The sequence below is a fragment of the Planctomycetota bacterium genome (assembly GCA_016125255.1).
Lineage (GTDB): Bacteria > Planctomycetota > Phycisphaerae > Phycisphaerales > Zrk34 > RI-421.
On sequence record WGMD01000012.1, the window covers coordinates 91,129 to 110,831 of the forward strand.

Here is a 19,703-nt window from a genome sequence, read left to right on the forward strand (position 1 = left end):
CCATCTTCAGTTCCCACCGGCAATGTCCCTGGAGAGTCTTCGTTCCCAACCGGTCTGCAAGTATAACCGGCAATTGACCCGTTGCAAACCGCAAGTGCTGTAAGACATTCCCTCTATCGACCGCGGGCGTTTCAATCAAGCCATTGTTTGTCCTTGAGCTTGCGCGGCAGGTACTGCTCCGTGATGAAGCTGAAATCCTTGTTCGACAACGCTTCCAGCTCCAGCTTCACCCCCAGACTCAACATCTTCTTGATCTCCTTCTGCCATTCCTTCTTCTGGAACCACTCATAGTTGAGCACTTCCTTGGCGCGGCGGATGTCCTGATCATTGAGCTTGATCGCCACCGTCTTGGGAATGTCGAAGCGCTCCGCATCGAAGGCGCTCATGCCGATGAACCGGGCCGATGGAATCGCCATGCGCTCCGACTCGAACGCCAGATTGATCGACCCCTGCTTGACGACGGAATAGATGTAGTAACCCCACGGGTCGTTATCGACGAGCACGTAGACGGGCAGCTTCAGTTCGTTGTGCATGCGCCAGATCAGACGGCGGACGCCGCGCGGCGGTTGACCGCCGCCGTGGATGATCATGCACTTGTGCTGCTCCCAGTAGCGGTCTTCGCTGAACCGACGCCAGACCGCTCCCTTTTCGATGAGCAGAATGTACTTGGCGGACCCGCGTTTGAATTTGATGATGTCGTCCTCGACGATCGACGGAATCGCCCAGCCCCCCGAACCCATCTTCGACAGGTCGATCGTGTCGCCGTTGTCCTCAATGACCATCGGCCCGACCATCGCGCCCTTCGGTTCGGCGAACAGCCCCAATTCCTCGCGCAGCGCCGCGACCGTCACTTCCAGATCTTCGATGATCGGGTCCGATTCGCTCTGCTCGTCGAAGGTGTTTTCCTTCGTGCCTTCGATGGTGTGCTTGCAGTGGTAGAAGAGGTCTCGGATGCTCGTGGTCTTTTCCTGACGGATCAACTCGCTGCAGCCGGAGGCGATCAGCGTCGTCTGCATGAATTTCTTGGCTTGACCGAGATTGAAGAAGCTCCGCCGTTGCGTATTGTCGCCCATGCGGATGAGCCGCGATTTGGAATCGAAGCTCACGTTCGACAAGGCCCGCGTCGGTATGTCCACGCCCGGATCGTTCTCCTTGCCCACCTGCTTGGCGATGTCGTCCGCCATGCCCACCAGCTTCGCCGCCGTATCGCCCGGCCGCCGCTTGGAGCGCACAATCTTGATCTTTTTGGTGGGTGCAGACGCCGGCGCCGCCTTCGATTTTGTGGTCTTCTTGGCCATGTTGGTTTCCTTACCAATCGATTCGCAAACCCCCAATCTATCCGCTCATCCGCCTTTCGTCACCTTCGCCCACGTATTCATCCCGAGCTCAAACGCCCCCATCGTCAGCCCCGCCTCCCCGAACCGCGTCTCCCGCATCACCCCCCGAATCGTCCCCCGGCTGTAACTTCCGACATGCTCATCGATCTCCACCGCGCTGACGAGCCCCATCCACTTCATCACGCTCAGCATCGGCCCCGTCCAACCCGCCGGGGTCGTCAGAATGTAGCACCCGCCGGGGCGCAACACGCGGTGAATCTCGTCAATCAGACCGATCAGCCGTCCGCGCTCGATGTGCTCGAACACCGCCAGCATCGTCACCACCTCAAAATGCCCGTCCTCAAACGGCAGCGCCGCATCCGCATGAGCATCGAACCGGCCAATCCGCAGCGGTTCGATCTCGAACGTCGCCACCTTGTCCAGTCCGTGCTTTTCGCGGAATTGCGTATGCGTCAGAAAATACGGCACGGACCCGCAGCCGATATCCAATAGCCGCCCATCGCGCAGCCCCGGCGGAATGAGTCGGTCCGCCATCGCCGCCCGGCGATGGGCCAGCCACGTCTCCAGCAACCCCTTCCCGCGTGTCACACTTGTTGGCTGCATCGTTTTCCGGTACATCCTCGCAATAGGTCAACGCATGAGGTTATCCGTCGTCATGCCCGTGTACAACGAAGCCGCGACGATCCGCCGGGTCGTCGAGCGGGTCCGCGCCGTCGGGCTGGACATGGAACTGATCATCGTCGACGACGGCTCCACCGACGGCACGCGCGACGAACTGGCCAAAATCGCCGCTGAAATGACCGATCTACGCGTCATCTATCACGACCATAACAAGGGCAAAGGCGCCGCCCTCGCCACCGGGTTCAAACATGCGACCGGCGAACTGGTCATCATCCAGGACGCCGACATGGAGTACGACCCCGCCGAGTACCCCGAGCTGATCAAGCCCATCGTCGACGGCAACGCCGACGTCGTCTTCGGCTCCCGCTTCATCTCCAGCCACCCGCACCGCGTTCTCTACTACTGGCACTCCGTCGGCAACCGGCTCATCACGCTGTTCTCGAATATGTTCACCAATCTAAACCTGACCGACATCGAAGTCTGCTACAAGGTCTTCCGCCGCGAGATCATTCAGGGGATCACCATCGAGGAAAACCGCTTCGGCTTCGAGCCCGAGATCACGGCGAAGATCGCCAGGATGCGCTGCCGCGTCTATGAAGTGGGCATCTCCTACTCCGGCCGCACCTACGCCGAAGGCAAAAAAATCGGCTGGCGCGACGGCGTGCGGGCGCTGTGGTGCATCGTCAAATACAACCTCTTGACCTGACCCCGCACCGGCGCGGCAAGAGAGCGCTTTTTTGACCTTGCCGTGCGCCCCCGATATTTCATCAATATCGTCGTTTTCCGCGCATCACCCTGACGCAAATCGCGCATGGGCGCGCCCGTGCGCACCGGCGCACCGGGGTCGGGCGCGCCCATGCGCGCTTTTTCAGAACTTATAACCGCAACGCGACACCCCCATGCGATTCGCGCCGCGCCCGTGCGCCTTTTGCCGCGCCGGTGCGCGAAAAGCGAAACGCCTGTGCGCCGAACACCCCTGCACGACCATCAATTCAAACGCCAAGACCCCGACCCCGAAGTGGCCGGTCATATGGGAGGGCGCATCGGTCGCTCACTTCGCCGACCCATTCCGGGTCGGGGTTCGCGGCCGGTCCGCAGTGATTTGTGTCTTGCATTCATGGAGGGGCCGATCGATGACCGGGCCTGCGCGACTATCGCGCGGCGAGCGGCGCCTTCTGAACGTCCGGGTAGGCGTAGAGTTGTCCTTGCGGCGACCGATAGAATCGCGGGTGTTCGTGAAAGGTGGGACTGAACATGCTCATCGTCAGATCCAGTCCCGCGACGCGAGTGCCGGTGATGTCCAAGATCGAGGGAGAGATATTGGTGATGCTCAGCTTCTTTGCAGCGTTGTGTTTCACCGCGGCGCATTTTTCGGGAGAGTCGTCTTGGAGCTTCCTGGAGCACCATATGAACGCCGCCGTGCGAAGGTCGTACTGAGTTCCAATATCGTGTCCATACAGGCGCCGACCGTCATCGCCCAGATTCTCTCCGTGATCCGACACGTACATCACCAGCGCCCGGGAATTGCGGGTCTCCACCGTTTTGATCACCTGCGAGATCAGGTCATCGGCGTACAGCACGCTGTTGTCATACGTGTTGATGAGCGTCTCTTTGCGTGTAGCGCCTGTTTCGGGGTACTTTGCGAAATTCTGAGGATAGCGCAGGGAATAAAGAAAATGATTGCCGGTGGTGTGGAGCACAATAAACAGTTTGGCGGGCTTTTTGTGGGTTGAAAGGATTTGGGCAAGGTCATCCACGAGCACGCCGTCGAGCTTGCGATCATAGAAGCGCGTCACATCCGATTCCGCGGCGATCTGATAGATGATGCCGGACCAGGGCGTGATCGCTTGCGTGGTGAGCCAATATGTTTCGAATCCGGCTTCTTTGAAAGCGCTGACAATGGAGCGTTGCGATTCGACGGCGTCCCAGTCTTCGACGGGCGCCAGACTCAACATCGACGGGACGGCTCCGCGCGTCGACGGAGCGGTCGAGACGACGTCGGGAAGCGTGAGAAATCCTGGGATTTTCTCGATGTTCGGCGAGGTGGGGCGGTCGTAGCCGTTAATGGACCAGTGGTCCGGGCGCGAGGATTCGCCGATCATCAGGATGTAGATTTCGTCGCCTTTCACATTCGATCTGGCGACGTCGAACTTATAATCGAGCCGTTCCCTCAGATGTTGCGAGGTGACCAGATACATTTGGAGACTGGCGCTGGACTGAAAGATCACGCCGAATGGGCTGCTCATGTCGTGATTGACGACGTCGAGGCAGGCCCGCGACAGCGTCTTTTTCCCCTGGCACCTGATTGTGTCCGCGCCGATGACAACCAGATAGCTCAAGGCGATCACCGCCACGGTGCATGCACGGATGCGGTGGGATGTCTGGACTTGGACGTTGCGAATCGCCCACAGGCCGACGGGATAGAGCACGCCCAGTCCGAAGAGGACGAAACAAATCTGCAGCCGGTACGTGCGGAGAAATTCCCCGCTGTCACCGAAGTCGGTAAAAGCCGTCATGATGTAGCCGCTGGACAAACGGGCTTGGAAATTCAGGACGAGAAACAGATCGGCGGTCGTCGTGAGATAGAGTGGAAACAACAGGAGGTGAAGCCAGACGGTGCGCCGAAAGAGGATGTGGATGCCAACGATCCATATCAGTGAAACGGCGAGATTCCAGCCCGCGAGCAAGTTGAACTCCACCTGGCTGCGGAGGTGAAGGAAATAAAATGCGATTGGGGACAGCAGGTAGAGCGAAAGCAGGATCGCCCCTACGGCACCCATCGGCGTATATTGCACGCTCAGGATGCCGCAGTTGAGTCGGCGCTGGTGAACATTCAATGTCGTCGGTGTTTGCGCATCCCCGTTGTTTGTCATCGCTGATTCCCCGGTCAGGCCAGATCCGTCGGAAATACGGACCCGGCGCATGAAACTCCGTCGCATGGGTGCCCGGATTTCAATCCAACACGGAAGGCGGCCGCTTCGGATGTGACGGGCGCCCGGAAACATTTCCCACCATGATCGGAATCTACTACATAATTCACACAATGCAAGCATGATGTGAGAAAATGATGATGATGTGTGAGATAGATATTCAATTTGACCGGCCACGCGCTGCGGCCGCACGGCTGTGGGCCTGCAATATATATCTTGCCATCGCCGTTTTATATGCGTTCCGACCGTGTCGGCGGTTTTGCCCCATGCACAAAAGGCAGGTCGAGGGTCTGCCGCGGTCCCGATCCTATATTCGTGGCGTCGGCTGGTTGCTGGCCGGGCCTGTGCGATTTGGATGCACCACCGGTGCGCTTGGACTCCGCGCGTGATCGACGGCGCGGTAGGGTGGGTCAAGCGAAGCGGACCCACCACGCGAGGCGTATGATGTTGCGATGCTCGATCATCGTCCATCGCGACGACGACATCGTTTGAAGAACTCGGGGTCGAGAAATTAATGCAAGGTGGCTTGGTGTGAACGGACGTTCCACACGCATACGCGCCGCTGCAAAATTGAACGTTCATTCGTCTATCGTGGTGGGTCCGCTTCGCTTGACCCACCCTACCTCGCTGCAAGCCGTGCGTATCACGATAACCGAAGCGGCACGGCACGGTACGGTCGAAGTGCCCAAACCGTGGCGACCGGCCGGTGGCGGTGGAGGCCAAATCGGTGAAGCACGATATGATCATGACGGTCGTACCGCTGAGCGTCGAAAGGCGGCAACGCTGACCAACACGTGCCGCCGCATCCGAGAGCCCGCGTCGTGAAGACGATCCATACATTCATCAGCCCGGTGCTCACGATCAGTTTGCTGATTTTCGCAGTCATATGGGTGACCGCGCACGGCGTCGTCAACTTCGGCCCCTGCGGCCCGACCGACCTCGGCGGCGTCCTCTGGCTGATCGGCGATCTGGTTGCCCCATACGGTATACTGGTCGGCTTGGCGCTCTCGCTGGTTAAAACCGCCGACCATTTCGCGCGATCGCCTCGTCAGTAACATGTCCGAAGCCACTATCTTGCGTCCAGCAGCATCCACTCACCAGATGGTGCCAAGTCAATTTCATGCCTGATCCGCCGTGTTGACTCCTTGCCGTCTTCGCCCTTGATCACGACTGTGCTTGTCGCTTTCCAACTGTACGGATTATCGGGTCGGTTTGGCTCAATAGCGTCGATTGTAAATTTCAGGAGTTTGGCATTGCGCAGATCGAATGTCCTGAAGTGCTTATCCGTGTCCGTGTCATGCATCCATTGAAGAAATCGATCCGCCAACTGTCTTTTTGCCTCTGGCGTGCGATCTATTGGTGTCCGCGCAGATGGGTCTCTCGGTGCGATCAACCATGTGCCGTCGTCGGATTTTAATATCATGTGGTGTAATTGCGTCGTACTCGTTTGACCCTTTTCTTTCTCAGTTTCAACCGTGGTCGTCGACCACCAGCCCAAGAGACCCTTATGCTCAATTTTAAGATCAAGAGTGTCAATCGAGTATTTCAATAGTTTTGCACCGATCAATTCATCGGGTAGAAAAAGCGGCTCTACTTCCTTGCCCTCCGACCAATCGTGAAATTTTGATTCGAGTTGCTTTCGGGCCTCGACCGTATTCTTGCCGCTTTCATCCGCGGGTTGTTGAAGGGTGTCCACCGACGGCGTGTCAATCCGCTCTGCGGGTTGCTGCTCAGATGCGGCCGCCGGCGGCACCGTCGTGACAGGAATCGGAGCCACGGCACCACTTTCCTTTTTGCATCCGGACATGGACAACAACGTGACGCAGAACAGGACGAATGATTGGTTGAGTTTCACAGGGGCCGTCCCTTCGTTTCGGGGAGATGGCGTAAGTGCCGTAGTCTTATCAGGTCCATGATATAAAGAGCAGGTTGATGACCTGCCATGCGCGACTTTCAAGGCGTGGTCAGGCCGCTTATGAGCGGCAGGGCACGGAGGCGGACATTGCGTTCGGTGATGGAGACGACCGCGCCGCGGGCGAGTTCGTCGGCGGCCTGATTCGCGACGCCCAGGATGTGCGCGGCGGCCTGGTCGCGGTTGAGTTCAGGGATTCGGATGCGGATCACGGAAGGATGCGCAGCGCCGCTCTCGTAAAGAAGACGATGGAAATCGCCGTCGTAGGTCACGATCACGGCGGCTCGCTGGATCGCTTCGACCATGATCCGCTGATCATCCGCGCGAGCCATCCCCAGCGCACCAACATGCTCGGCTTCGTGACCGGCGTCGATGAGCAGTTGAACGATCGAGCGGGCAACACCCTGATCGAGAAGGAATCTCACGAAGCGGGTCTCAACTCGATGATGCGATCTTCGAGCGTGGCGGCGGCATAGGCGAGGGCCTGGCGAATGTCTTCGTCTTCGAGTTCGGGATACTCCTTGCGGAGCTCGGCGCGATCGGGGTAGACGGCGAGCGCTTCAAGGACGCGCCGGACGGTCAGGCGCATGCCTCGGATGCAGGGCTGGCCGTTCATCATTTTCGGGTCGGATGTGATGCGGTCGAGTTCCATGTCGCAGCTCCGCGCGGGATCGGGACTGTCGTATTGTATCGGCGTTTGCGGGGCTTTTCGCGGGATGGACTTGTCACGCGGATACCACGCTTTGGGAAGCACGCCGCCCGTTCGACGGGCTCACGGCAAGAAGCGGCGTCGCTAAACGGGGGGCGGGGGTCAGCGTTGGACGGGTTTGAGGGAGGCGAGGTAGAGGGTGTTGGCGGCGGGGTTGTTGGCGGGTTGGAGTTCGATTTTTTCGATGGGCTTGGCGGGGTCGAATTTTGCGCCCGCTTTGCGGAGGTCGTCGAAGGCGAGGAAGTGGGTTTGCCAGTCGGCGGCGACTTCGATCGTGCCTTCGTATTTGGATTTGTCGGTGGTGTAGATTTTGACGGTGAGTTTGACGGGGTGGTCGGCTTTGGCGTGGAGGGCGAAGGCGGCGAAGTCTTTGACGTTCAGGGAGCCGAAGTAGAGGCCGATGCCGATGTAGGCGGGGTTGCCTTTGTGTTCGTAGGTGATCTGGCGGACGGGGTAGCCGAGCGTGGCATCATCGACGGGAGCGCTTTTGTATTTCGATTCGGGGTTGTTGTAGTGGTAGGACTCGGGGTGATCGGAGAAGAGGTAGGCCCCCGGAGTCGGCGCGGGGGGGAGGTGCGACACGTCGATGGCGACGTCGGCGGGGCGCTGGCGGTCGCCGGCGTACCAGTCGAGGACCTGCATCTGCGGGCGGTCTTTGCCATCGCGGGGCTGAACGGAGACGGGGTATGACCCGAACCACGGGCCGGCGGCCCAGTAGGTTCCGCCGAGGTTGTGGGCTTTCATTTCGGCGATGAAGCGGTCGAGGACGACGAGCCAGCGGGGGTCGTTGTCGGGGACGCCGAACTCGCCGATGAACCCGCGGGCGTGATGTTCGTCGAGCCATTGGATGAACGGTTGCAGACGCTGGACGCCGGTGTCGGGGCTCACGGATTTGTCGTCATAGTGCCCGCGGTAGGTGCCGGAGTTATCTTTGTCGAAGTATTGATGAGCTTCGTAGACGAAGTTGTCGGCGGGGTCGTGAATGTCGAGGTTGGGGTTGACCTTCGGCCACCAGTGAGCACCGGCGTAGCCCTCGCCGCAGACGGCGATGGTGTGGTTCATGTCAACGGTGCGGATGGCATCGACGGCGGCTTGCGCGGCGGCAGGCCAGAGGCCGTTGGTCCCGTGCGGTTCGTTCATGATGCTGTAACCGAAGACGGCGGGCTCGGATTTGTAGTGATCGGCGAGCTTGCGCCAGAAGTCGGCGAAGGCGTCGTTGGGGACGTCGGGAGTGCCGATGACTTTGCCGTTGTAGCGGGCGTAGTTGTGGGCATCGAGGAGCAGGTGCATGCCGCGCTCGCGCGCGAGGGCGACGACGGCGTCGAGACGTTTGAGTTCGGCCTCATCGAGGGGGCCCATGAGCTTGGGCTGCACGCGCTCCCATTTGAAGGGGAGTCGGATGAGGTCGAGGTGCTTGTCGTGAAAGTAGTCGAAGTCTTCGGCTTTGGGGTAGGTGTAGTCGTAGTTGAATCGGCCGGGCATTTTGCCGAACTCGCCGCCGGCGAGGTTGACGCCGATGTGGGTGGCGAGGTCGGGGGTTGGGACGGTGACGGGGGCGGGGGTTTGCGTCGGGTCGGGCTGAGGTGTTGCCGGCGCGGCGGAGGTGGGGGGCGGGGTTTGTTTGGCGCAGGCGGAGAGCAGGAGCAGCACGGCGAGGGTGAGCGGGGGGAGTTTCATCTATGGGAATGTAGGGCGCAGGCACACGATGGACAAGCGCGGGGGCAGCGCCGGAAAAACGCGGGGCGGTGCCCCGCCGCTAAACGGGGGCGATTGTGGTTCAGCGGCGGCGGGTGGGGCGGAAGGCGGCGAGGGCGAGGGTCATGAGGGAGAAGGTGGCGGGCTCGGGGACGGCGGTCAGTTCGACGCCCAGGTCGACGACGACGAAGTCGCCGGAGACGCTGGTGCGTTCGAATTCGAGCGTGACGACGTCACCGGCGGAGACGGCGAGGGCGAGGACGGCATTGGCGCCGCCGGAGCCGGCGGAGAATTCGAAGGGTTCGCCGCTGTCGAAGAGGTCGCCGCTGAAGAGCGATCCGCCGGTCAGGAGGGTCCCGTTGAGACGGAGGCGCCAATCGACGCTGCGGTCGATGTCGCGGCCGAGGTAGACGCCGCCGAGGATGTCGATGAGGCCGGCGGAGGGGGCGGTCCAGGTGACGTTGGCCAGTCCGTTGCCGGCGCCGTTGGCGGGGTCGGTGGCATGGACGACGATGTCGCCGGTGACCCAGTCGTGTCCGAAGGTTTCATTGCCGTTGGACTGGAACCAGAAGGGCAAGCGATCGGAGCCATCTTCGGAGCGCGCCCAGCCGGGCTGATCGGTGGCCCATCCGCCGATCATCTTCTGCCATGCATCGACATGCGGCAGGGCGTTGGCGCCTTCATTGAGGGACCAGGGGCCGTTGGGATTGGCCGACTCGGACCAGTCGGTCTTGAGATTGAAGAGGACGGCCTGAGCGGGGGAAACCGCGAGGACGGAGGCAATGATGGCGCACGCGAATGTGAAAGTCTTGATCATCCGAATCACCCTCTGTGTAGGTGAGGCGATTTTACATGGGAGATGGCGCGGAATGCAAGGGAAATCGCGGATTGGGGGGCGGGGTACCAGACGCATCGCGGCGAATCGCCGCTCAGCGTCGGCGTGGCGGGATGTGCGGTCAATGCGTTGCATCGGGGGCGGGGGGCGGGTACAAAATGGGGCCCCGTTCGGTGCAAAGTAAACTCATCGAGGTATTCCCCAATGGCTGTGCCTTCCGTCAAGCAACTCAAGACCGTCAAGAGCAATGTGTCCAAACTCGCCGCCGCGGCGCTGGAGTCGAGCGGCGGACTGCTGCGGCTGGCCCCGTGCTGGGTGCCCCGCTCGTTTTTGCAACCGGGCCTGCGGCTCAAGCTCGATCCGAAGGACACGTACGCGTTCGGTCTGGACCGCGGCGGGATCGACGAGCGCTGGTTCGGGTCCACGACCGAAGCGGCGAACGACAATCGCACGCCCGATGAGGGATTGAGCTATGTCGTGCATGAAGGTCAGCGGTGCACGCTGCGCGATGTGGTGTCGGAGATGGGCAGCGCGATCATCGGCGAGAAGATCTGGAAGCAGTACAAGAAGTGGCCGGTGTATTCGAAGTTCTTCGACAACATGGGGCCGATCCCGCATCACATGCACCAGAACGCGGCGCAGGCGAAGCTCGTCAAACAAGAGGGCAAGCCCGAGTCGTATTACTTTCCGCCGCAGCACAACAATGTGGGCAACAATTTTCCGTACACGTTCATGGGGCTCGAGCCCGGCACGACGCGCAAGCAGGTGCGCGACTGCATCGCGAATTGGAACAAGGGGGACAACGGGATTCTGAATCTGAGCCGGGCGTATCGCTTGCAGCCGGGGACGGGCTGGCTGATTCCGCCGTGCATTCTGCACGCCCCCGGAAGTCTGTGCACGTACGAGCCGCAGTGGGGCAGCGACGTGTTCGGGATGTATCAGAATCTTGTCGAGGGGCGGAGCGTGCCGTGGGCGCTCTTGGTGAAGGACATGCCCAAGAGCAAGCACAAGGACATCGACTTCATCGTCGATCAGCTTGACTGGGAAGGCAACTGCGATCCGAACTTCAAGGACAATCACTACCTTGAGCCGATCGCGGATACGCAGGACGAGGCGCACGTCGACAAGTGGATCGTGTACGGGCGCATCAAGAAAGTGCAGTATTTCTCGGCCAAAGAGCTGACCGTCATGCCCGGCCAAAAGGTCACGATCAAGGACAAAGGCGCGACGAGCGTCATCGTCGTGCAGGGCGAAGGCAAGGCGAACAACCTCGTGCTCAACTGCCCCAAGCTGATCGGGTTCCATGACCTGACGGAAGACGAATTCTTCGTCACCGAAAGCGCGGCGAAGGCGGGTGTGACATATGAGAATACGTCCAAGACGGAGCCGCTGGTCATGCTGCGTTACTTCGGCCCGGAGGTGAACCCGCAGGCACCGGCGATCGGGGACTACAGGAAAGGCAAGTGAGCGATATGCATCGACGCTGGATGATGATCGCATGGATGGGCGCGGCTTCTTCCCCCCTCCCTTTGAGGGAGGGGTTGGGGGAGGGTGAGGCGCATCAGTCGAATGTGCATCAGCATCGAAGCGGGCGCGGCATGGGGCGTATACGATTCACCCCCACCCTACCCTCCCCCTCAAGGGGGAGGGAGTTGGCGGCGGGCGCTCGACTGGCATGGGCGGCGGTTGTGTTGATGCTCATGATGATTTCGCCGCTGCGCGCGGCCGACGAACCCGGCGTCGATGCGGACCAAGTCTCGGCGGCGACGGCGCTGTCGCGCGGGCTCAAGAGCTTGTATGGCGGGCGCGGGCTCGAGTTCGCCGATGCCATTGATGCGACGTCGCGCAAGGCGTTTCTCGATCGGTACACCGAGGACATGAAGAAGCTGCTCCGCCAGCTTAACGATCTGCCCGAGTCGGCGAAGATGGCGGACTTCGTCGGGGCCAAGCAGGATGCGCTGATTCATGTGGACCCCGGCGCGGTGGTCGTGCAGGGGGGGCGGGCGAAGGTGCTGCTGCGGTTTGACGCGGCGCATCTGGAGGAATGGCTCATGGCCACCGAGGCGAACAATACGTATGTGCGCCTGGCCATGCTGTCGATCAAAAACGGCAAGCCCGCGCCAACGGCGGAGGGCATCGTCAACCGGCTCTTCGCCGCCGATTCCCCGGCCTGGGCCGACATCCGCAAACGCGCTCAGTTGATGCGCGAACACAACATCAACCCCGCCCCCGCCATCGTCGAGCTCGTCCGCGAGTCCGACGGCTGGAAACTCGACTGGGGAAAGTATCAGGAGGATGTGAAGGTGCTCAGCGAGAAGATGAAATCGGTTGAAGGCAAATGACCAATGACCAAGCACCAATGACCAAGGTAATGAATCAATGTCTGAAGGCGGGGCGGACAGTTCGGGGGAGCCGCGGTTTGATCTGGCGGAGCGGACGGCGGTGTTCGGCGAGGCGGTTATCGAGTATTTGCGAAAGGTTCGACGCGATGCGATCACGACGCCGCTGATCGGACAACTGGTGCGGTCGGCGACGAGCATCGGAGCCAATGACGACGAGGCGGACGAGGCGACGACGAAGAAGGACTTTCGATATCGGATCGGAGTCAGTAAAAAGGAGGCACGTGAAACCAAACGCTGGTTGCGAATGATGGCGGCGGCTTCGCCGGATCAGCGCGACGACGCTCGCAAACTCTGGAAGGAAGCCAACGAGCTGCATCTGATCTTCGCCGCAATTTATCGTAAGACAAAAATCGACGAGTGATTCTGCCTTTCGTCATTCCCTTGGTCATTGGGATTTGGTCATTGGTCATTCATCCAAACGGAGCATTCAAATATGAGCGGACAACACAACTACCCGAAACTGCACAACGCCATGTGGCCCGGTCTTGTCGGCAAGGAGCCGGGGACGGATCATCCGCCGATTTCGCTCGATCGCATGCTCGAATTGACCGCCGCGGCCGAGGTCAACGGGCAGAAGTTCGAGGGCGTCGACCTGTTTCTGTTTCATCCGCACACCGACCCGGACGCGAGCGAGGATGATCTTCGCAAGATGGCGGACAAGATCGCTTCGTACAACCTCAATGTCGGGTCGCTGGTCGCGCCGGTCTGGCCGGGCACGGTGGGAGCGTCGGCGATGGGCTCGGAGGAGGATCGCAAGAAGTTCGTGCTGGCGGTGAAGAAGGCGTGCCGCATCGCCAAGATCTTCAACGAGCACGGCGTGCGGAAGTACGGTGTCATCCGCATCGACTCGGCGACGCCCGCGGCGGCATGGGACAAGGACCCCAAGGGGGGCACGGCCAAGATCATCAAGACGTTCAAGGAAGCGGGCAAGATCGCGGCGGATGCCGGCGAACGTCTCGCGGCCGAAGGGGAAATCTGCTGGGCGGGCATGCATTCATGGAAACAGATGCTGCGCACGCTCGAAGGCGTCGGCATGCCCGAAACCGTCGGGTTCCAGGCCGACCTCGCTCACACCTACCTCTACCTGCTCGGCTACAACGCGGAGCAGGATGCGCTGCTCAAGCCGGGTTACAGCAAGGACGAATTCTGGGCGGCGTACAAGACGATGACCGAGGCGCTGCGGCCTTGGACGATCGACTTCCACGTCGCGCAGAACGACGGCGAAGTCCACGGCACGGGGTCGCATGACAAGACCGGCAAGCACTGCCCCGCCGACGACAAGAACGGCAAGGTCGACATCGTCGCCTGCTCGGGTTACTGGCTCAAAGGCGCCGCCCATCGCGGCGTGCAGCACATCTGTTGGGACGGGTGCATGTTCCCCAACAAGATGCTCGAGACGCCCAAGACATGGAACACGATCCTCGCGAAGATGATCGAAGTGCGCAACGCGCACGGCTGGTCCAAAGGCCCGGTCAAGGGCCAGCCCGCCGCTTCGTGCAGCGCGGCCCACAACACCATGTGCATCAGCGTCGGCGACCGCAAGCCGGTCCGCATCGGGCTCATCGGCACGGGCTTCATGGGCCGCACGCATTCCAACGGATACCGCAAGGCGATTACGTTCTTCAACACCAAGCATGTGCCGGTGCTGCAAGCCGTCTGCGCCCGCAGCGAGGACAAGGTCAAGGCCTTCGCCGAGCAGTGGGGCTACGCCAGCTACGAGACCGACTGGAAGAAGATCATCGAGCGCAGCGACATTGATGCGGTCGATATCTGCACGCCCAACGACTCGCACGCCGAGATCGCCATCGCGGCGGCGAAGGCGGGGAAGATGATTCTGTGCGAGAAGCCGCTGGCGATGAATACCGAGCAGGGCAAGAAGATGGTCGAGGCGGTGAAGAAGGCGAAGGTGCCCAACACCGTCTGGTACAACTATCGCCGCGTGCCGGCGGTGACGCTCGCCAAGCAGCTCATCGACGAGGGCCGGCTCGGCAAGGTCTTCCACTACCGCGCCCAGTTTTTGCAGGACTGGACCATCAACGCCGACCTCCCGCAGGGCGGCGCGGCGCTGTGGCGGCTCGATGCGAAAGCCGCCGGGTCCGGCGTGACCGGCGACCTGCTCGCCCACTGCATCGACTCGGCGATGTGGCTCAACGGCGGCATCAGCGAAGTCTCCGCCATCACCGAAACCTTCATCAAGGAACGCACGCATCAACTGACCGGCAAGGTGCAGAAGGTCACCATCGACGATGCGTGCATCTTCATGTGCCGCTTCGCCAACGGGTCGCTGGGCGTCTTCGAATCGACGCGCTACGCCCGCGGGCACAAGGCCAAGGACACGCTGGAGATCAACGGCGCCAACGCCTCGATCGCATGGGACCTGCACGATCAGCATCGCCTCCAGTACTTCGACTACGCCGACGAGGGCATCGTGCGCGGCTGGCGCAATGTGCACGTCAGCGATGGCGATCAGCCCTATCACAAGAACTGGTGGGTCCCCGGTCTTCAGATCGGCTACGAGCACACGTTCGTGCACCAGGTCGCCGACTTCATGAAGAGTCTGGACGAGGGCAAGCCGTGCCATCCGACGTTCGCCGACGCCCTCGAAACGCAGAAGGTCTGCGACGCCGTGCTCAAGAGCGCCAAGACCGGCAAATGGGAGAAGACCGGCGTCAAATGGGAAGGGTAATGCGTTTGTGCATCTTCCGAGGCGGGGGGACTTAAGTCCCCCCGCCTTCTCGATTAAGAAGCACCCCGCCCCGCGCGGGGTGTTTTTTTGCGCCGATTTCGGAAAATGTCATTCAGGATTCCCCCGCGGCGCGCCATCTTTCTATGGAGGCCCGATTCGAATGAGTGACGCCCCTCAATTGCCGCACGCCGCCGACGACCATGAGCTTTTCATGCGTCTGTTCGCCGAGCAACACCGCCGGCTCCATCAGTTCATCGCCTCCCTGACGCCCAATCGCACCGTCGCCGAGGAAGTCTTCGCCGAGACGAGCGTGGTGCTCTGGCGGGACTTCGCCTCGTTCGACCGGACGCGCGACTTCGGGGCCTGGTCGCGCGGCGTGGCGCTCAATCAGATTCACAAGGCCCGCCGGTCCTTCCGTGATCCGCGCCTGCTCTTCAATGACGAACTGGTCGCGCACCTGGCCGAGGATCACGAGCGCTGTGAGCAAATCTCCGATCAGCGCCGGGCCGCGCTGTCCGGCTGTCTCGCCAAGCTGCGCGACACCGACCGCGACCTGATCCATCGCTGCTACGACGCCCAGACGACCGTCGAGCGCGTCGCCCGGGAGATTCAGCGTCCGGCCGGTTCGCTGTATCACGCCCTCTCGCGCATCCGCCGCGCGCTCTTTGAATGCATCGAGCGCTCCATCCGCACCGAGGGCCGCGCGTAATGGAACCCCGCCTCGAACAGTTCGCCGACCTGATCCCGCTCATCGACGCCATCGCCGACGGCCGGGCGACGCCCGACATGGTGCTCGCCCTGTCCAACAAGCTCTGCACGCCCGAAGCCCGGCACTTCTATCTCGATTACCTTGCCGTGCATCACGAACTGGGCTGGCACGACGACGTGCCCGCCGCGATCCTGACCGATGAACCGAGCGACGATGTCGACGACCCTTCGACAACGTACCGCTTCCCGCTCAAGCCCATTATCGCCGCCGCCGCCGCGATCCTCCTCGCCGTCGGCCTCTACTTCGCCTTCCTGCCTTCCACTCCGCAATCCACACTCCCCGATTCACACTCCGATCCCTCCTCCGTCGCGATGATCTCCGACCTGTCCGGCGACGCGCAGTTCGCCAATGCGACCTACGCGCTGGGCGCGGAACTGCCGCCGGGGGAGATATCGCTGATTTCCGGCCGGGCGCAGATGATGTTTAGTTCGACGGCGGTCGTCGATCTGAGCGGGCCATGCCGTTTTGAGATGATCGGCCCCAATCGTGGTCAACTGACGGAGGGCATCCTTGAGGCCTACGTGCCCGCCGCCGCCCACGGGTTTACGATTGATCTGCCAAGCGGCGTACAAATTGTGGATCTGGGCACACGTTTTGAAGTCATCGTCGGACGCGACGGCGGGCCGACGCTGATGCGCGTGATTGAAGGGCGCGTCGCGGTGAATAGGAGGCGGGCGCCGGAGCAGGTGCTCACGCCCGGTGAGTTATGGCGGATCGATGCCGACGGCGCGATACGACAATCCGCCCCCCGGCCGATCGTCACGGACGAGGGCGCGGCGACGCCCTTTGATGTTCGACTCCCCGGCTCGGGCGCCCGTCTGGGTCAGGTCGACCCGCATCTGACGATGGGTCCGCGCGGCCTGCTGATGCACTCGACGATGAGCGATCTGCGCGGCGCGACGAATCTGGACGAGGGGCAATACCCGGGCATCGACCTGCGCCGACTCGGCGAAGAGGCGGGCGACGCGAACGTGCATATCGAAGCCGTTTTTGATCAGTTGCCGAAGGCGACGCGCGACTTTGACGGTTACGGTCTGTTCGTCGGCACTTCGACGAACGCAGTCATCCGGACCGGCGTGCTTCACTGGGATCGACGCCGGGCGTTCAGCGTCGCGACCGTCGACGGCGGCGATGTCGATCTGGCGGACGTGCCCGAAGATCGGATCGCGATCAACGCTGATGGCGAACTCGTCGTATCGCTGGAGCGGACGGCGGGGGTGTGGACGGCGCACGTGGGCGGGGCGGCGCTCAAGGTCAATTCGAATGCGATCGCGAACGTCGCGGCCAATGCGCCGATCGTGGCGGGCGTGTTCGTCAATCATACCGACCCCGGCCCCGACTCCGGTTTCACGGTCCGACTCAAGCGATTCACGGTGCGCGTGGGAATTCAGGAAATGACGTGGTCCAGTTCCAAAACCACTGATTCAACCGAAAAGGAATGACGAAATGAACCGCATCCGCAAACTGTCCGTCAATCAATGTGCAATCTTCGCTGTTCTGATGTTACTGGCCCCAGCGGTCCAATCGCACGGTGCGGTCACGGTGACGGCGAGTCTGACCGCGCCGACGGTCGACGGGGCCGATCAGGCCTACCTGCCCGGCAACATCGACGACGCGTTCAACATCGACGGCGACGGCAACACCGCCAACGGCAACTCCGGCGCCAACGACGGATCAACCTACATCGCCAACGATCGTCCCGCGATGGGGCAGACGTTCACCACCGGCTCCAACCCGCTGGGCTACACCCTCGACGCCGTCACCCTCCGTCACGTCCTGTGGAACGTTTTCGAAGCCAATGGCACCTTCTACGACATCCAGAACGGCGATACATTCGAGCTTCAGATCGGCAAACTCACGGGCTCGACCAAAAGCGCGCTGTTCACGACCAATGCCGCGACTTACTCCGGTTCGGCCATCGTGGGAGCGGGCACCAGCGGCACGGGCAACTATCTGACTTTCAACGTCGCCTCAACGGGGCTGACCACGCTCGCGCCCAACACGACCTACTATTTTGAGGTTGCGCCCGAAACCGGCGCGCCGTTCTTCGAGACCAGCGGCACCAGCGCCGACGGGTACGCCGGCGGCAACGCCTACCGCGGCAGCGCCAACGGCGCGATCAACTCCAACTACACCGCCCTGACCGGCGACCGCGCCTTTCATGCCAACCTGACGGCCGTGTCAAGCTCGAGCGCCCCCGCCAGCTACGAGCCGTTCAGCATCGCCGGCGGATACAGCGCCGGTTCGCTGGCCGGCCAGAACCCGACCGTCAGCGGTTACAGCGGTGCATGGGCGGGCAACGACTTCGGCACGCAGCGCCCGCCTGTGGTGGCCGGTTCGCTCGACTACACCGATCCGCTTTACCTGCCCGAGACCGGCGACAAGGTCGCGGTTCCGTTCAGCAACACCCCCGGCAATATCGACGTCTCCAACTCCGGCCGCGTCTTCCGGCTCTTCGACGCGGCGCATACCGCCACTGATGCGACCACCAGTGTGCGCTACCTGAGCTTCCTCTTCCAGAGCGGCAATCAGAACACCAACGGCGGGACGACCTACCAGACGCTGGCGCTGTATGACGGTAGCACCACGCCCGACGCCAACCGGAACTTCGACGCCGGCCTCGTCAGCGGGGCGGGCGGCGGTCTGCAATACGGATTCGGCGTCGATAATGCCTACACCAGTCTCGGCGTCGCCTCCAATACCGCCGTTCACCTGTTCGTCGTCCGATTCGCCCTCAGCGCGACGGCGGGCATGGACAGCGTGACGGTCTGGCTGGACCCGACGCTCGGCGCCGGCGATCCGACCGGCGGCGTCACGATCGGCGGACTGAACCTCACATGGGATCGATTGGCGCTGTCGGACTACGACGAGAATTCCGCCGCGTGGGACGAAATCCGCTGGGGTGCCACCTTCAACAGCGTCACCATCGCCGTCCCCGCGCCCGCGGCCCTGCCGGCCGGACTGGCGCTGATGGCGCTGAGCGGTCTGCACCGCCGTCGCAAATGAGAGGGCTTGTCTGACCCGAGCGTTCGGGCGGCGAGAGCCGTCCGTCCGCCTTTGATTCGATTTTGCATCACAAGGAATCCCGCCATGCGACGACAGGCCTTTACGATCATCGAACTGCTCGTCGTGGTGGCCATCATCGCCGTGCTGATCGCGATTCTGCTGCCGTCGCTTCAGAAGGCGCGCGACGTGTCCAAGTCGGTCGTCTGCTCGACGCATCTCAATCAGTTGAACCTCGCCACCGTGCTTTACTCGGTCGACTACCAGAGCCAATTGCCTTCGCCGCGCGAATGGGTCGACAACTCGATCGCGTGGTTCGATTCGTGGAAGACCCCCGCGTCGGTCCGGCAGGGCACGCTCTACAAATACGTCGGGCAGAAGGACAAGCTGTACCTGTGTCCCAAGTTCACCGAGGTCTGCCCCGCGGGCGTCACCCCGGCGTTCAGCTATGCGATGAACATCTACACCATTCTGCCCGGGCAGGTCAGTCCCCAGGGATGGGCCGGCTGTCCGAGCATCCGACGCATCGCCGATGTCCGCACGCCGGCGCGGCTGTTCCTTTTCACCGAGGAAAGTCCGTGGATCGCCTCCGTGTCGATGGTCGCCATCGACGATGCGCTCTTCGCGCCGACGTTCGATCCCAAAATCAGCACCCTGCCTTTCGTCGAAGCGCTGGGCACCTACCACAACGGCTCCGACCTCTACAACGGGACGGGCAACGCCGTATTCTTCGATGGCCACGTCAGCGCGCACCCGGTGGAGGACACCTACGAAATCGGTACGCCCATCAATTTCCGCTGATCG

The 19,703-nt window shown here is 61.8% G+C and carries 18 protein-coding genes and 1 pseudogene; 12 read left to right on the plus strand and 7 right to left on the minus strand.

The window, feature by feature from the left end:
• Positions 1–131: 131 nt before the first annotated feature.
• A complete protein-coding gene (locus tag GC162_11365; GenBank protein MBI1369237.1) occupies positions 132–1,298 on the minus strand; it encodes a DNA topoisomerase IV subunit A in 1,167 nt (388 codons plus the stop codon).
• Positions 1,299–1,343: 45 nt separating this feature from the next.
• Complete coding sequence (locus GC162_11370) at positions 1,344–1,955, minus strand: methyltransferase domain-containing protein (protein ID MBI1369238.1); 612 nt, start codon at positions 1,953–1,955, stop codon at positions 1,344–1,346.
• Positions 1,956–1,974: 19 nt separating this feature from the next.
• Here GC162_11370 and GC162_11375 point away from each other — a divergent pair, with 19 nt between their 5' ends.
• Positions 1,975–2,664: a glycosyltransferase gene (locus tag GC162_11375; protein MBI1369239.1), complete on the plus strand. Its 690-nt coding sequence runs from the start codon at positions 1,975–1,977 to the stop codon at positions 2,662–2,664.
• 445 nt (positions 2,665–3,109) lie between these two features.
• Here the strand turns inward: GC162_11375 and GC162_11380 are convergent, their stop codons facing one another.
• Positions 3,110–5,728 (minus strand): sulfatase-like hydrolase/transferase, encoded by a 2,619-nt coding sequence (locus GC162_11380; GenBank protein ID MBI1369240.1) that lies wholly within the window; start codon positions 5,726–5,728, stop codon positions 3,110–3,112.
• Between GC162_11380 and GC162_11385 the strand changes: the two genes are divergently transcribed.
• On the plus strand, positions 5,710–5,943 hold the full coding sequence (locus tag GC162_11385; protein ID MBI1369241.1) for a hypothetical protein: 234 nt from the start codon (positions 5,710–5,712) through the stop codon (positions 5,941–5,943). The genes GC162_11380 and GC162_11385 overlap by 19 nt on opposite strands.
• Positions 5,944–5,957: 14 nt before the next feature.
• Here the strand turns inward: GC162_11385 and GC162_11390 are convergent, their stop codons facing one another.
• Positions 5,958–6,743 carry a hypothetical protein gene (locus GC162_11390; GenBank protein MBI1369242.1) on the minus strand — a complete coding sequence of 262 codons (786 nt, stop codon included), beginning with the start codon at positions 6,741–6,743 and terminating at the stop codon, positions 5,958–5,960.
• Positions 6,744–6,820: 77 nt separating this feature from the next.
• Here GC162_11390 and GC162_11395 point away from each other — a divergent pair, with 77 nt between their 5' ends.
• Positions 6,821–7,276 (plus strand): hypothetical protein, encoded by a 456-nt coding sequence (locus GC162_11395; protein ID MBI1369243.1) that lies wholly within the window; start codon positions 6,821–6,823, stop codon positions 7,274–7,276.
• Here GC162_11395 and GC162_11400 read toward each other — a convergent pair.
• The 3 genes from GC162_11400 to GC162_11410 all read right to left on the minus strand — a co-directional run bounded on the left by GC162_11400 (position 7,222) and on the right by GC162_11410 (position 10,021).
• The gene (locus GC162_11400) at positions 7,222–7,452 is read right to left on the minus strand and encodes a DUF433 domain-containing protein (GenBank protein MBI1369244.1); all 231 of its coding nucleotides are present in this window, start codon (positions 7,450–7,452) and stop codon (positions 7,222–7,224) included. The genes GC162_11395 and GC162_11400 overlap by 55 nt on opposite strands.
• 159 nt (positions 7,453–7,611) lie before the next feature.
• Complete coding sequence (locus GC162_11405; GenBank protein MBI1369245.1) at positions 7,612–9,186, minus strand: cellulase family glycosylhydrolase; 1,575 nt, start codon at positions 9,184–9,186, stop codon at positions 7,612–7,614.
• Between the two features lie 100 nt (positions 9,187–9,286).
• Positions 9,287–10,021 carry a PEP-CTERM sorting domain-containing protein gene (locus GC162_11410; GenBank protein ID MBI1369246.1) on the minus strand — a complete coding sequence of 245 codons (735 nt, stop codon included), beginning with the start codon at positions 10,019–10,021 and terminating at the stop codon, positions 9,287–9,289.
• 222 nt (positions 10,022–10,243) lie between these two features.
• On the opposite strand from GC162_11410, the gene GC162_11415 reads away from it, so the two are divergent.
• The 9 genes and pseudogenes from GC162_11415 to GC162_11455 all read left to right on the plus strand — a co-directional run bounded on the left by GC162_11415 (position 10,244) and on the right by GC162_11455 (position 19,700).
• The gene (locus GC162_11415; GenBank protein ID MBI1369247.1) at positions 10,244–11,506 is read left to right on the plus strand and encodes a hypothetical protein; all 1,263 of its coding nucleotides are present in this window, start codon (positions 10,244–10,246) and stop codon (positions 11,504–11,506) included.
• A 233-nt stretch (positions 11,507–11,739) separates the two neighbouring features.
• Positions 11,740–12,381, plus strand: coding sequence for a hypothetical protein (locus tag GC162_11420; protein ID MBI1369248.1), 642 nt, complete (start codon positions 11,740–11,742; stop codon positions 12,379–12,381).
• 37 nt (positions 12,382–12,418) lie between these two features.
• Positions 12,419–12,802, plus strand: a complete 384-nt coding sequence (locus GC162_11425) for a four helix bundle protein (protein ID MBI1369249.1) — start codon at positions 12,419–12,421, stop codon at positions 12,800–12,802.
• Positions 12,803–12,913: 111 nt separating this feature from the next.
• A pseudogene (locus tag GC162_11430) lies at positions 12,914–13,903 on the plus strand (TIM barrel protein).
• Between the two features lie 54 nt (positions 13,904–13,957).
• Positions 13,958–15,127: a gfo/Idh/MocA family oxidoreductase gene (locus GC162_11435; protein ID MBI1369250.1), complete on the plus strand. Its 1,170-nt coding sequence runs from the start codon at positions 13,958–13,960 to the stop codon at positions 15,125–15,127.
• Between the two features lie 160 nt (positions 15,128–15,287).
• Positions 15,288–15,836 (plus strand): sigma-70 family RNA polymerase sigma factor, encoded by a 549-nt coding sequence (locus GC162_11440; protein ID MBI1369251.1) that lies wholly within the window; start codon positions 15,288–15,290, stop codon positions 15,834–15,836.
• Entirely contained in the window at positions 15,836–17,338 is a 1,503-nt protein-coding gene (locus GC162_11445) for a hypothetical protein (protein MBI1369252.1), read from the plus strand. Before GC162_11440 ends, GC162_11445 begins: the two co-directional genes overlap by 1 nt.
• A gap of 58 nt (positions 17,339–17,396) precedes the next feature.
• Positions 17,397–18,902, plus strand: a complete 1,506-nt coding sequence (locus GC162_11450; GenBank protein MBI1369253.1) for a hypothetical protein — start codon at positions 17,397–17,399, stop codon at positions 18,900–18,902.
• 84 nt (positions 18,903–18,986) lie between these two features.
• Entirely contained in the window at positions 18,987–19,700 is a 714-nt protein-coding gene (locus GC162_11455; protein ID MBI1369254.1) for a prepilin-type N-terminal cleavage/methylation domain-containing protein, read from the plus strand.
• Positions 19,701–19,703: the final 3 nt, after the last annotated feature.